At 66.8% G+C, this 13,140-nt stretch carries 12 protein-coding genes; 11 read left to right on the top strand and 1 reads right to left on the bottom strand.

Going from position 1 to position 13,140, the window contains the following annotated elements; translation table 11 throughout:
* The first annotated feature begins 1 nt into the window (after nt 1).
* The 11 genes from rsmD (at nt 2) to ABKA19_RS13790 (ending at nt 11,247) form a co-directional block, all read left to right on the top strand.
* Complete coding sequence (gene rsmD / locus ABKA19_RS13740; RefSeq protein ID WP_502945801.1) at nt 2-736, top strand: 16S rRNA (guanine(966)-N(2))-methyltransferase RsmD; 735 nt, start codon at nt 2-4, stop codon at nt 734-736.
* Between the two features lie 15 nt (nt 737-751).
* Nucleotides 752-1,255, top strand: a complete 504-nt coding sequence (gene coaD, locus ABKA19_RS13745) for a pantetheine-phosphate adenylyltransferase (RefSeq protein WP_162378407.1) — start codon at nt 752-754, stop codon at nt 1,253-1,255.
* Between the two features lie 31 nt (nt 1,256-1,286).
* Nucleotides 1,287-1,790: a hypothetical protein gene (locus ABKA19_RS13750; protein ID WP_162378406.1), complete on the top strand. Its 504-nt coding sequence runs from the start codon at nt 1,287-1,289 to the stop codon at nt 1,788-1,790.
* Between the two features lie 54 nt (nt 1,791-1,844).
* Nucleotides 1,845-2,120 carry a YfhL family 4Fe-4S dicluster ferredoxin gene (locus tag ABKA19_RS13755; protein ID WP_353689392.1) on the top strand — a complete coding sequence of 92 codons (276 nt, stop codon included), beginning with the start codon at nt 1,845-1,847 and terminating at the stop codon, nt 2,118-2,120.
* A complete protein-coding gene (ggt, locus tag ABKA19_RS13760) occupies nt 2,120-3,904 on the top strand; it encodes a gamma-glutamyltransferase (protein WP_353689368.1) in 1,785 nt (594 codons plus the stop codon). The genes ABKA19_RS13755 and ggt overlap by 1 nt, the downstream gene beginning before the upstream one ends.
* A gap of 49 nt (nt 3,905-3,953) precedes the next feature.
* Entirely contained in the window at nt 3,954-4,844 is an 891-nt protein-coding gene (locus tag ABKA19_RS13765; protein WP_353689369.1) for an MBL fold metallo-hydrolase, read from the top strand.
* A 41-nt stretch (nt 4,845-4,885) separates the two neighbouring features.
* The gene (locus ABKA19_RS13770) at nt 4,886-5,293 is read left to right on the top strand and encodes an MAPEG family protein (RefSeq protein ID WP_162378402.1); all 408 of its coding nucleotides are present in this window, start codon (nt 4,886-4,888) and stop codon (nt 5,291-5,293) included.
* Nucleotides 5,294-5,301: 8 nt separating this feature from the next.
* The gene (locus ABKA19_RS13775; RefSeq protein ID WP_502945791.1) at nt 5,302-7,038 is read left to right on the top strand and encodes a glycoside hydrolase family 9 protein; all 1,737 of its coding nucleotides are present in this window, start codon (nt 5,302-5,304) and stop codon (nt 7,036-7,038) included.
* A 393-nt stretch (nt 7,039-7,431) separates the two neighbouring features.
* The gene (locus tag ABKA19_RS13780) at nt 7,432-7,884 is read left to right on the top strand and encodes a hypothetical protein (protein WP_353689370.1); all 453 of its coding nucleotides are present in this window, start codon (nt 7,432-7,434) and stop codon (nt 7,882-7,884) included.
* Nucleotides 7,885-8,151: 267 nt separating this feature from the next.
* Nucleotides 8,152-8,721, top strand: a complete 570-nt coding sequence (locus ABKA19_RS13785; protein ID WP_353689371.1) for an NMCC_0638 family (lipo)protein — start codon at nt 8,152-8,154, stop codon at nt 8,719-8,721.
* Nucleotides 8,722-10,791: 2,070 nt separating this feature from the next.
* Entirely contained in the window at nt 10,792-11,247 is a 456-nt protein-coding gene (locus ABKA19_RS13790; RefSeq protein WP_353689372.1) for a hypothetical protein, read from the top strand.
* Nucleotides 11,248-11,372: 125 nt separating this feature from the next.
* Here the strand turns inward: ABKA19_RS13790 and ABKA19_RS13795 are convergent, their stop codons facing one another.
* Entirely contained in the window at nt 11,373-12,296 is a 924-nt protein-coding gene (locus ABKA19_RS13795; protein WP_353689373.1) for an IS110 family RNA-guided transposase, read from the bottom strand.
* Nucleotides 12,297-13,140: the final 844 nt, after the last annotated feature.

Consider the following 13,140-nt stretch of genomic DNA (forward strand, 5'->3'; position numbering starts at 1 on the left):
GATATCGGAGAATGCGCGCCATGCTAGCACCGCACCCCATTGCCCCCCGATGAACCGCCGCCCTCCCAGGCATCCGTCGCACGCCCCGGCCGCACCGGCGCGGACCGCCGGCAGCGTGCGCATCATCGGTGGACGCTGGCGCGGCACGCGCCTGGCCGTGCCCGACCTGGCCGGCCTGCGACCGACCTCCGACCGGGTCCGGGAGACGTTGTTCAACTGGCTGCAGCCGGTGCTCCCGGGGGCGACGGTGCTGGACCTGTTCGCCGGCAGCGGCGCGCTGGGCCTGGAAGCGGTGTCGCGTGGCGCGGCGCAGGCGATCCTGGTCGAGCGTGATCCGGCGCAGGCCCAATGCCTGCGCGAAGCCGTGCAGCGGCTGCACGCCGAGGCGCAGGTCCGCGTGGTGCAGGACGACGCGGTGCGCTGGCTGGCCGGGCAGGCGCCGGCAGGCGGGGGCGGCTGCCGCGTCGCATTCGTCGATCCGCCGTTCGCGGCGGATCTCTGGGCCGGGACCCTGCAGGCGCTGCCGCCGCACATGGCCGTCGACGGCTGGATCTACCTGGAGTCGCCGGTGGACCAGGCGCCGTCGCCGCCATCCGGCTGGCGCCTGCACCGGGAACTGCGCACCGCGCAGGCGCGCGCGGCGCTGTACCGGGTGGCGGCAACGCCGGGCGCCGCCGGCGATACACCGGGCGCGGAGTGCGCTGATACACTGGCCGCCGCCAATCCGGCACCTTGAAACGACGCCAGCCCCGTGGTCCAACGCCGTACTGCCGTCTATCCCGGCACCTTCGACCCGATCACCAACGGCCATATCGACCTGGTCGCCCGGGCCGCGCCGCTGTTCGAGAAGGTGATCGTCGGCGTGGCGACCAGCCAGGCCAAGGGCCCGACGCTGTCGCTGGAGCTGCGGGTCCGGCTGGCCCGCGAGGCGCTGGCCGGGCATCCGAACGTGGAGGTGCGCGGCTTCGATTCGCTGCTGGCGCACTTCGTCCGCGACGTCGGCGCCGGCGTGCTGCTGCGCGGCCTGCGCGCGGTGTCGGATTTCGAGTACGAGTTCCAGATGGCGAGCATGAACCGCCATCTCATCCCCGAGGTCGAGACCCTGTTCCTGACCCCGGCCGAGCAGTACAGCTTCATCTCATCTTCGCTGGTGCGCGAGATCGCCCGACTGGGAGGCGATGTATCGGGCTTCGTGCCGCCGGCGGTGGCCACGGCCTTGCGGGAGGCCAGGCGTGGCAATGCGGTTTCCGAGTGACATTTTTCCTACGAACGACGGGAGGTTCCTGATGAACACGACGACGCGCGCGCTTCTGCTCGCCTGCATGCTGGTTTCGCCGCTGGTCCTGACGGCCTGCAAGAAGGAGGCCCCGGTGGCCAACGAAGCGGCCGAGAAGAAGGTGCTGACCGCGCCGGCCAGGGACGACGACGCGGGCTGGAAGGCCTACCTGCCGGCCGTGGTCCAGGAGAACATGGGCACGGTCACCAACAACCCGTTCCTGTACTACCTGCCGCCGGAATCGGACCCGGAGTTCGCCGCCAAGTACGAGCGCCAGGTCGAATCGGCCAAGACCGCGATGGCGCGCGGCGTGCAGAAGGGCAACCTGCTGGCCTTCGGTTCGCCGGCCTCGGCCAAGATGGCCGACCTGATGCTGGTCGCCTTCGCCGACGTGCCGCCGGATACCCTCAAGGGCGTGCGCATCCTGTTCATCGGCGACGCCGTGGACAACGAGCGCGTCCAGGCCGCGCTGGCGCCGACCGGTGCCGAGTACGTCTTCGTCGAAGCCAAGTAAGAGGACGGTGGCACCGGGTCCCGATGCCGGGACCCGGTGCCGCAACCGCACGACGTGTCGCTCCGGATCAACGAACTCTGCGTCAACTGCGACGTCTGCGAGCCGGCCTGCCCGAACCAGGCCATCTCGATGGGCGAAACGATCTATGTGATCGACCCGGCGCGCTGTACCGAATGCGTCGGCCACTTCGACGAGCCGCAATGCGTGGTCGTCTGCCCGGTCGAGTGCATCGACCCCGATCCGGGACACCCCGAAAGCCACGATGCGCTGCTGGCCAAGCTGTTGCGGCTCCAGCGCGAACACCCCGAACTCTACCTGCCGGAGACCTGATGACCTGCCGCGTGCTGCCGCGCCTGCTGCTGGCGCTGTCCCTGCTTGCCCCCGCATCGTTCCTGCCCGGTTCGATCCCGCTGGCCGCCGCCGCCGACGGTTCGGTCGCGCTGGCCGAGCGCCCCGGCCAGGCGGCGATCGCCAGCGCGCACCGGCTGGCCACCGATGCCGGCTTCGAAGTCCTGGACCAGGGCGGCAATGCGTTCGACGCGGCCGTGGCGGTGTCGGCCGCGTTGTCGGTGGTCGAGCCGATCAGCTCGGGGCTGGGCGGCGGCGGGTTCTTCCTGCTGCACCAGGCCGGGCAGGGCGGCGCCGGCGGACGCGACGTGTTCATCGATGCGCGCGAAGCCGCCCCGGCCGCCGCCACCGCCGACCGCTACCGCACCGCCGACGGCAAGCTCGATTCGGACCTGGCCGAAAACGGCCCGTGGGCCGCGGCGATCCCCGGCCTGCCGGCGGGACTGGTGCACGTGGCCGGCAAGTACGGCCGCCTGCCGCTGTCGACCAGCCTGGCCCCGGCGATCCGCCTGGCCCGCGACGGCTTCCCGGTCTACGCCAAGCTCGAACGCGGCTATGCCGCCCGCCGCGAAGTGATGGAGCGGTTCCCCGGCACGCGCGCGGTATTCCTGAGCAACGGCCAGCCGCCGAAGGAAGGCCAGCTGCTGAAGCAGCCCGATCTGGCGAAGACCCTCGAGCTGCTGGCCGCGAACGGCTTCGACGGTTTCTACCGCGGCCCGGTGGCGAAGAAGCTGGTGGACGGCGTCCGCGCCGAGGGCGGGCAATGGACCGCCGGCGAGCTGGCCGCCTATCGCGTGCACGAGCGCGAGCCGCTGCGCTTCGGTTACCGCGGCTGGGAGGTGGTCACCGCACCGCCGCCGTCCTCCGGCGGCGTGGCACTGGCGCAGATGATGCAGATCCTGGCCGGCTGGGACCTGGCCAGGCTCGACCAAAGCCAGCGCACGCACCTGACGATCGAAGCGATGCGCCGCGCGTTCCGCGACCGCACCTTCTACCTCGGCGACCCCGATTTCGTGCATGTGCCGGTGGACGTGCTGACCAGCCCGTACTACGCCGCCGGCCTGCGCGCGACGATCAACCCGGAAAAGGCCACGCCGAGCGATTCCTTCTCCGGCCTGCCCACGCCGCTGGAGGACGAGGAGACCACCCACTTCTCGATCGTCGACGCCGACGGCAACCGCGCCGCGGTCACCCAGACGGTGAACCTGCTGTTCGGCTCCGGCCTGGTGCCGCCGGGCACCGGCGTGCTGCTCAACAACGAGATGGACGACTTCGCGCTGCAGCCGGGCCAGCCCAACGCCTTCGGCGTGATGGGCTACGAGGCCAACGCGCCGGCGCCGGGCAAGCGCCCGCTCAGCTCGATGACCCCGACCTTCATGGTCTCGCCCGACCACGTCGCCGTGCTCGGCACCCCGGGCGGCAGCCGCATCATCACCATGGTCCTGCTCGGCGCGCTGGGCTTCGCCGATGGCCTGGGCGCGCAGGAGGTGGCCGCGTTGCCGCGCTACCACCACCAGTGGATGCCCGACGTGGTCCAGGCCGAGAGCGGCGCGTTCGACGCCGATCTTGCAGCCAAGCTGCGCGCGATGGGCCACACCCTGCGGCTGCCCGAGGACAGCGCCAGCGGGCGCGGTTCCAGCCATACCTGGGGCAACATGCAGACCGTGCTCTGGGACCGCCGCGGCAACGTGCTCACCGGCGGCAGCGACCCGCGCAACAGCGTCGGCAGCGCCGAGGTCCGCGCGACGGCGACGGCCGCGCCCTGAGCGCGGCCGGCTTGCGGATTCTTAACCGGCCCACCGCTAGCATTCGCGCATGAAACTCTGGTCCATCCGCGGCAATTCGCAGAAGCTCGACGGCGGCTCGATGTTCGGCAACGCGCCGCGGGCCGTGTGGGAAAAGTGGTCGACCCCGGACGGGCTCAACCGCATCGACCTGGCCTGCCGCGCGCTGCTGGCCAGCCCGCTCAACGGCCGCACGGTGCTGTTCGAGACCGGCATCGGCGCGTTCTTCGAACCGAAGCTGCGCGAACGCTACGGCGTGCAGGAGGACCGGCACGTGCTGGTCGACTCGCTGCGCGCGGCCGGCTTCGAGCACGAGGACATCGACGTGGTGGTGCTCAGCCACCTGCATTTCGACCACGCCGGCGGCCTGCTGGCGCCGTGGTCGGAAGGTCGCGCGCCGGAGCTGCTGTTCCCCAACGCCACCTACCTGGTCGGTGCCGCGCACTGGGAGCGGGCCCGGCATCCGCACCCGCGCGACCGCGCCAGCTTCATCCCGGAACTGCCCGGCCTGCTGGAGGCCAGCGGCCGGCTCGAGCTGGTCGATGGGCCGCACTCGCGCGCGCTGGGCGAGTCGGTGCGTTTCAGCTTCAGCGACGGCCACACGCCCGGACTGATGCTGGCCGAGATCGCCGGACCGGAGATCGTGGACGGCCAGCCGCACGGCGGCGTGGTGTTCTGCGCCGACCTGATCCCGGGACGCCCCTGGGTGCACCTGCCGATCACCATGGGCTACGACCGCAACGCCGAGCTGCTGATCGACGAGAAGCGCGCCTTCCTCGAGGACAAGCTCGCGCGCAACGTGCACCTGTTCTTCACCCACGACCCGGCGTGCGCGCTGGCACAGGTGGTTCGCGACGCCAACGGCCGCTTCGGCACCGCGCATGAGGTCGCCGAACTGCAGGCGCGGCCGCTGGCGGCCTGACGCTGGCACAATCCGGGCAGTCCTCATCAAGGAATGCCCGCATGGCCCCGACGCCGCGCATCACCCTGCTGGTCGCTTCGCTGCATGTCCTGTTCTACCTGCTGCTGTCGATGCGGGTGATGCTGCACCGCAAGGCGCAGCGCATCGGCGTGGGCACCGGCGGTGACGAGGTGATGACCCGCAGGGTGCGGGTCCACGGCAACTTCGCCGAGTACGTGCCGCTGGCGCTGCTGATGCTGGCCCTGCTCGAACTGGCCGGCACCGCCGCGGCGGTGGTGTGGACCTGTGGCCTGGTGCTGCTGCTGGCGCGGCTGGCACATGCGATCGGACTGGGCGGATCGGCCGGCTATTCGGCCGGACGCTTCGGCGGCACGCTGCTGACCCTGGCGGTGCTGCTGGCGATGGCGCTGCTGGGGCTGTGGCGCTTCCTCGCGCAGGCCGCGCTGTGAGCGCCGGCATGTCGATGCGGTGGTGCCTGCTGCTGGCCGCGCTCGGCGCCGTTGCCGATGGCCGTACGCATGAGGCGTCTTCCGCCGCCGCGGCGGCAGGCCAGGTGCGCCTGAACCAGCTCGGGTTCCTGCCGGGTGCGCAGAAGCTGGCGGTGGTGGAGAGCGACGAAGCGCGCGCGTTCGAGGTGCTCGACGCCCGGGGCGAGGTGGTCCTGCGCGGAACCACCACCGCGCCGGCGCGCTGGGAACCGGCCGCGCGCGATGCGGCCATCGCCGACCTCGGCGCGCTCGCCGCGCCCGGCCACTACCGCGTCCGCGTGCGGGGCTTGCCGCTGTCCGATCCGTTCCCGGTGGATGCGCAGGCCTATGCCGCGCTGGCCGACGCCTCGCTCAAGTCGTTCTACCTGATCCGGGCCGGCACGCCGCTCGAGCCGGCGCATGCCGGCCGCTTCGCGCGCGCGGCCGGCCATCCGGACGATGCGGTCGAGATCCACGCCTCGGCCGCCTCGCCGGGACGCCCGGCCGGCACCGTGGTGTCCGCGCCAGCCGGCTGGTACGACGCCGGCGACTACAACAAGTACGTGGTCAATTCCGGCATCACCACCTGGACGCTGCTGGCCGCGTACGAGCATTTCCCCGCGTTCTTCCGCGGCCGCGAGCTGGGCATCCCGGAGAGCGGCAACGGCGTGCCGGACATCCTCGACGAGGCCTGGTGGAACCTGCGCTGGATGCTGGCGATGCAGGACCCCGGCGACGGCGGCGTGTACCACAAGCTGACCAACCTGCGCTTCAACGGCATGGTCATGCCGGAGCAGGCGCGCGAGCGCCGCTACATGGTCGGCCGTTCCACCGCCGCGGCGCTGGATTTCGCCGCGGTGATGGCCGCCGCCAGCCGCATCTACGCCGGTTACGAGGCGCAGTTCCCCGGCCAGCCGGCGCGGATGCGCGCGGCGGCCGAAGCCGCGTGGCGCTGGGCGCAGGCGAACCCGGACGCGGTGTACCGGCAGCCGGCCGACGTCCACACCGGCGCCTACGGCGATGCGAAGCTGGACGACGAATTCGCATGGGCCGCGGCCGAGCTGTACCTGCTGACCGGCGAGGGGGCCTATCTCGACGCGTTCCAGCGGCACGCGCGCGATGCCGACGTACCCAACTGGTCGAACGTCGGTGCGCTGGGCTGGATCTCGCTGGCCGCGCATGGCCAGCGGTTGCCGGCGGCAACGCGCGCTTCGGCGGAAAAGCAGGTCGGTGGCCTGGCCGCGCGCCTGGCCGCGCAGTCGCGGCAGTCGCCGTGGCGGCTGGCGATGCAGTCGGCCGACTTCGTCTGGGGCAGCAGCGCGGTGGCGCTGAACCAGGGCATCGTGCTGCTGCAGGGCCATCGCCTCACCGGCGAGCGGGCCTACCTGGACGCGGCGCAGTCGCAGCTCGACTACGTACTGGGGCGCAACCCGCTGGGCGTGTCCTTCGTCACCGGCCACGGCCTGCGTACGCCGATGCACGTCCACCACCGGCCCTCGCAGGCCGATGGCATCGCCGAACCGGTGCCGGGCCTGCTCTCCGGCGGCCCCAATCCGCGCCAGCAGGACCTGGCCGACTGCAAGGGCGTGGCCTATCCGTCGACGCTGCCGGCGCTGTCATGGATCGACCACGCGTGCAGCTACGCCAGCAACGAGACCGCGATCAACTGGAACGCGCCGCTGGTCTACGTGGCCGCCGCAATACAGGCCTCGACCCCCGCCCTGTAGGAGCCGATTCATCGGCGACGCGGGCGCCGCAACCGCGAGGCCCGCCCGGTTCTCGCCCCGTCAGCCCCTCGCGGGAGCCGTGACGGGTGATCCGGATATGCCGGCGAAGCCGGCCCCGCATGCCGCCAGATGCGAAGGCTGCAAGGGCTCGAGCCGCATCCGCCCGGCACATGGCAACCGGAAACGCGACGAAAAATATCCGGGTCCGCCCGCCGCCATAAGAGATATCGGGGTCTCCAGGCCGCCTATTTGCAGGCGAGACTCCCCATCCCGCAGCCAAGGCCACGGCCAAGCCCGCGATTCCCATCGGGTTTCCCGATTGACGCCCCGCGCGGCGGTCCGCCAGACTCGGTGCTACACCCCCGTTGGGGGTCTACTGGTAGTTAGGCGGCTATGGAATTTACCGAGGTGTTCGGCCCGACGATGACCGCACTTATAGTGGTCGTCGCTATCGTGTACTTCGTCGTTTCATTTGCCCCGGTTCTATGGCCGGCCTTCGTCGCGTGGCGTAACAGGTCGCACCTGTCTCGCCCGTTTCTGTTCATCGCTGTTGTCGCGGCACTGGTTTATGGTGTTTTCTCTTTCCTTGCTTTCGCGGTGCTACTGCCTGTTGAGGCGTACGGCAGCTTCATAGCTCCGTCGCTTGAATCAGAGGGCGTTGCGTATGGCTCTGGCCTTCTCCGGGTTTCCGGGTTCCTTGCAAGTTACTGGTGGATCTTCGTTCCGCCAGTTCAACTTGCTCTCACTTGGTTCGTTACCGCTCAGCTTGGCAGGCGCTGGCAACACATCTGCGCGGCGCCGCCTAACAATTCATTCAAGCCGACGCCGCTTCGCGGCGCGGCTTAATTCAGGTGTTAGGCCTGAGGTGTTTGGTAGTAGGGGATGTGGCGTCGGTTTTCGGTAGGGGAATCGCAATGGGCAAGTGGTGTGCGTCATCACATCGGCCAGGGCGCGGGGAAGGGGCTGGGCCGGCGTGGTTCTCGGGCAATCGGGTCGCGGGCTTGCCCGCGTTGCAGGTCCCGCTTCGGTCACGGCGCTGGCCTAACCACTCGTTCAAGCCGACGCCGCTTCGCGGCGCGGCTTAACTCCGGCGTTAGCCTTCCGAGACCGATCATGCGCAAGCTTCTGGCAGCCGCGGCACTACTACCGGCCTTTGCTGTGGCGTCTCCGTCGCCGGACAGCATTGGCGACCTTTTCGCCGGCACATGCATGAAGCACTTCTACTCACAAGATGCCCTGCGGAAAGCAATGAGCGACACAGGCGCTCCGGAGGCTCCGCCTGAGAAAGCGGAGTTCTTTCTTGGCGGCAACCCAGGCAAGGCGTGGTTCGTTATAGCGCCTTCCACCGCATATGTGGTCGCGCTCCGAGATGACACGGTATGCGCAGTCTTCGCTCAGCGCGCCAACACTGATCAAGCTCATGCCGGCTTCGCGGCTTTGGTTAGTACCGCCCCTGAGCCGCTGGTGGCAGCGGTACAGGACGCAGACGCACTTGGGCCCAAAGATTCGCACACTCGAACCGCGGCATATTCATGGTCGCGGCCAGAAGACAAGTATGAGCTCTTGTTTGTCCTTACCACCTCCGACAGTCCTGGCGCCACCGCTCAGGCAATGGCCTCAATGTCGCTGGTCGGCAAGGCTAACAATTCGTTCAAGGCGATGCCGCTTCGCGGCACGCCTTAACTCGGGCGTTAGGCCTTCTATGGGTGTTGCAGCAGTCATTGTCTTTACAGCCTGCGGCGCCGTCGGCGGAGCGCTATGGGCTGTCACGTCATTACGCAAAGGTGAGGCTAGCCCACAAGTTGTGGCTCTCTACAGTTTGATCGCATTGGCTGTCGCCACGGCATTAGTCCTACAGGGAATATTCTGGTCGTCGCTCAGTCCGGTTAATTGGCGCCAGGAGCTCATGCCGGACTTTTTCTCCCCCGGGCGCAAGGAAAGAATCCTCTGGTGGTACGCCGTTGCGTCTGCAGGTATAGCGGGCCTTCTCTCTGCTGCATGGGCCTCGTTCCATGGCAGGCGGCAGGCCTAACAGTTCATTCAAGCCGAACCCGCTTCGCGGGTCGGCTTAACTCAAGTGTTAGGTGTGCTTGTGAGTGATTCGCCACTGACAAAACTAGAAGCTGCTCTAGCGGACGCATCCGGCGTCTACATCAACGCTGGTGTTGATGCGCAAGCATATCTCTCTGGCTTGGCTGCGGACATTCGGGCACATACTTGCGCGCCCTTCTCGCTCGTCGCAACGGTTATGCCTCCTGGCTTCCCGGATGCGGCTGTTGGTACCGCCATTTCTGGGCAATGTGTTGCACACAGTTCATCTGGCTACTGGCTGGTGTATCGGCCAGAGCAAGATCAGTTCTATTGCTTCTGGGGCAAAGACCGCGGCAATCTTGGGGCACATGGTGTGTTCGGCAGTCCACTTTATTGCTGGTCGGCGTGAGCACACCTAACAATTCATTCAAGCCGACGCCGCTTCGCGGCGCGGCTTAATTCAGGCGTTAGGCGGCCGTGGAAGCATCCTCCTTCATCGTCGAGTTCCATCCACATTTCGGCGCTGAGAACTGGCGAGACTTCATGCTTGCCGTTGGTACCGCTGGGGCTACAAGCGAATGGCTGACCTCTCATCGAGTGCAGCTCACTTGCATCAAGCGCAAGCAGCTGCAACATGTGGGGTACATCGTCTACAACGTCGGGCAAGCTCTGTGTAGCGTCGTTGGTGTCACAGGTGAGGCGCAGGCCAGAGCTAGCAGCTATGTCCGGCCCGCCTAACAGTTCATTCAAGCCGACGCCGCTTCGCGGCGCGGCTTAATTCAGGTGTTAGGCCGCAAATGGCGCTTCTTCCTCCATACGCCAGCTTTAGGCTTGTCCTCGCCGCCTTGGTGATCGTCTGGCTTGCGGTCGGGAAGCCTTCGACTGGAGACGAGCCGGTGAATGTCCTGATAATCGGGGCCGCCTTCTACATCGTTGCAAGGGGTACACGCTATGTCGGTGACGTCCGGTTTCTAGTCCTCGCGGTTGTTACCGTGGCCGCACTTGTGCTGATCCTGCTTCTTCCGCCCCTTGATCGCAGCGGCACTTGGGTTCAGAAGATAGTCTTCTTAAGCTATTTCGCTATTGGCTACTGCCTGACCCAGTTCATTGCGACATCGCTTAGGCCTTTATGGAGTCGCCAAGATGGTGCAGACGGAGAGGCCTAACCACTCGTTCAAGCCGACGCCGCTCCGCGGCGCGGCTCAACTCCGACGTTAGGCGGGTTGTGGCGTTCGTGTTTGGGGTGGGGCGTCGGACTTCGGTAGGGGAATCGCAATGGATCGTTGGCGTGCGGCATCGCAGCGGATCGGGCGCGGGGAAGGCGCTTGGTCGGAGCGCGCCTCGCACAATTGGCGGGCTAGCTACTCGGCCGCCCAGGCTTCTTGCCTGATGGGGTGCCGGCCTAACCACTTGTTCAAGCCGACGCCGCTCCGCGGCGCGGCTTAACTCCGGCGTTAGGCGGGTTGTGGCGTTCGTGTTTGGGGTGGGGCGTCGAACTTCGGTAGGGGAATCGCAATGGATCGTTGGCGTGCGGCATCGCAGCGGATCGGGCGCGGGGAAGGCGCTTGGTCGGAGCGCGCCTCGCACAATTGGCGGACTAGCTACTCGGTCGCCCAGGCTTCTTGCCTGATGGGGTGCCGGCCTAACCACTTGTTCAAGCCGACGCCGCTCCGCGGCGCGGCTTAACTCCGGCGTTAGCCTCTTATGAAGTATGTCGCCCCGATGATCGGCCTGTTCGTATTTGCGCTGGTAAGTGCCTATGGAAGACAGTATGCGCGTTACTTCTCGGCATCATTGGGTTTCTTGTTCTGTGTTCTGGCGGCGGCGGCACTGATTTTCGCTGTTTCGAGGCGTTCGATACTCGCTCGGCGTAGCGAAATCTCCGATGTAGAGCGTCAGGCAAAATCAAGTAAAATCGCGTTCTTTCTCTCTGTGGTTGGCGCCTACATGCTCTACTGCATCGGAGCCATTTTCACCGGAGTTTCTGGTCAAAGAACGGAGCAAACGGCAATCGTGGTGTCTACATATGATGCTCGTAGGTGCAGCACGAAGGCCACGGTCAGGCTAAACGACGGAAGAACGGTTGACTATTGTGCTGGGGTGCATCTTCGCCGCGGGGAAACTGTGCGGATCAGGCTTCAAAGCTCTCCGTTCGGTCTGTATGCGCGAAGAGGCTAACAATTCATTCTCAAGCCGAACCCACATCAGGGCGGCGCCAGAGTGCACGCCTTCGGCTATATTCGCACCCGGTCGCCGGCTTGCTGCGGGTCGGCTTAAGTCAGCAACTGTCTTCCGACCAGCGGTCAGATCGGCACTGCGGCCTCCATCCGTAGCTCATCGCGACGACGCGCATTGACGATCGTCAGCAGCTTTCGCATGCAAGCGACCAGCGCGACCTTGGCCAGCTTGCCGCGTGCCCGAAGCTGCTTGTAGTGGGCTTTCATCGTCTCGTCCCAGCGCACCGCCGAGAGCGTGGCCATGTACAAGGCCACGCGTACCGGCGCCCGACCACCGCGGATGCGACGGACACCACTGCTCTGGCCGCTGTCCCGGTTCATGGGTGCCACGCCGACCAGGCGCGCGATCTGGCGTCGGCTCAACGCCCCCAGCTCCGGCAGCAGCGCCAGGCTGGTGGCTTGGAAGATCGGTCCCAGTCCCTTGCACGATCCCAGCGCCGGTGTGGCATGCGCATCCAGCAGGGCCTGCATCTGCCGGTCGATGGCTGCCAGTTCTCGACGCAGGGCAGCGACGGTCTTGGCGGCCAGCGTCCGGATCGAGGGCGGGCACATCGCCATCTGTTGCCGGTGCGCTTGTAGCGCGGTGACCACCTGGCCGCGGCGACGCAGCCAGTCCCGCAGCTCGCGTTGCCAAGGCAGAGGGGCCTGGTGGCGTTGCAGCCGGTCGGCAAACATCCCGGCCATCAGGCACAGCAACCGGGCGTCGATAGCGTCGGTCTTGGCCATGTCGCCGGCGGCGCGGGCGAAGTTGCGGGCCTGGCGGGGATTGACCCGGGCCACCCACAGCCCGGCATCGCAACAGGCCTCCAGCAGCGGCTCCTCATACCCACCGGTGGCCTCGACCACGATCCGGGCCTGGTCCAGGTCGGCCAGCTTCCGGACCAGCTTGCGGATCGCCGCGGTGCTGTTGGCCACTCGCATGACTGCCGGCCGTCCTTCGATGGCCACGTCCAGGGAGGCCTTGCCCACATCGATGCCCACTGCCGTCATGCCCAATCCTCCGATAGAGTTGGCGGGTCGAGAGCATCGCGCCCAAGCCCACGCTTATCAGTTCGAGGGAGACCTCGGTCAACTGTCCGGGCGCAGGGCGCGAGCACCGGCATGCGGCCCCTGCTGAGTTACGGTGCTGCTACACCGAGGCGTTAGCGGGCGCGCATGCCGGGCTCTCGACACTTAGGCTAGGGGAAAAACAAGACATAAGGCGTTAGGCGCATGACGCTACCTCGGCTAGCAGATCTTGTATCAGATGTATGCAAATTTCTGTTTCTTGCATGCCTCATCGCACAGCTCTGTTCCGCGATCGGCCTTGCACCACCACTGGCGATCTATGTCATTCTTCTCCTCACAGTGTTCGCGGTTTCCGGCGCCATCGGAATACTCCAGATCCGTGTCGAGATGATCGAGCGCTCATGGCCGTTCTTCACGTACGAGTCCATTCATACGCTCTTTCGCCGATTCCCGCCGTGGACTGGAGTCGTTGCTGCGGCAATGTTCGGTTGGCACGTGCTTACGGTTTCCTCCCAGGAGATTGATGGGCACGGTTACGCGCTCTTGGCTGGAGTACTCGCCTTAGAGTTCGGAGCAGTTCGGTCGCTACAAAGGCAGCCATGGCTTCTCGAAAAGCTAACTTGCCCGGATGGGCATCCAATTCGCTACTTCAATCGCTTCTGCCCCAAATGTGGCGCTCTTCTCCCAAGAATTCCGGGGAGCACCTAACAATTCATGTATGGACTCCTCCGTCAAGCAGGTTTGCCGCAGCTGATGTTCGATCGTTGGGAAGCGGAACGGTTGCAGTCGTGTATTCGGCCTTGAGGTGAGCGGTCGATGTGCTCGG

This window comes from Pseudoxanthomonas sp. Soil82 (genome assembly GCF_040446535.1).
In the GTDB taxonomy this organism is placed as follows: Bacteria; Pseudomonadota; Gammaproteobacteria; order Xanthomonadales; family Xanthomonadaceae; genus Pseudoxanthomonas; species Pseudoxanthomonas kaohsiungensis.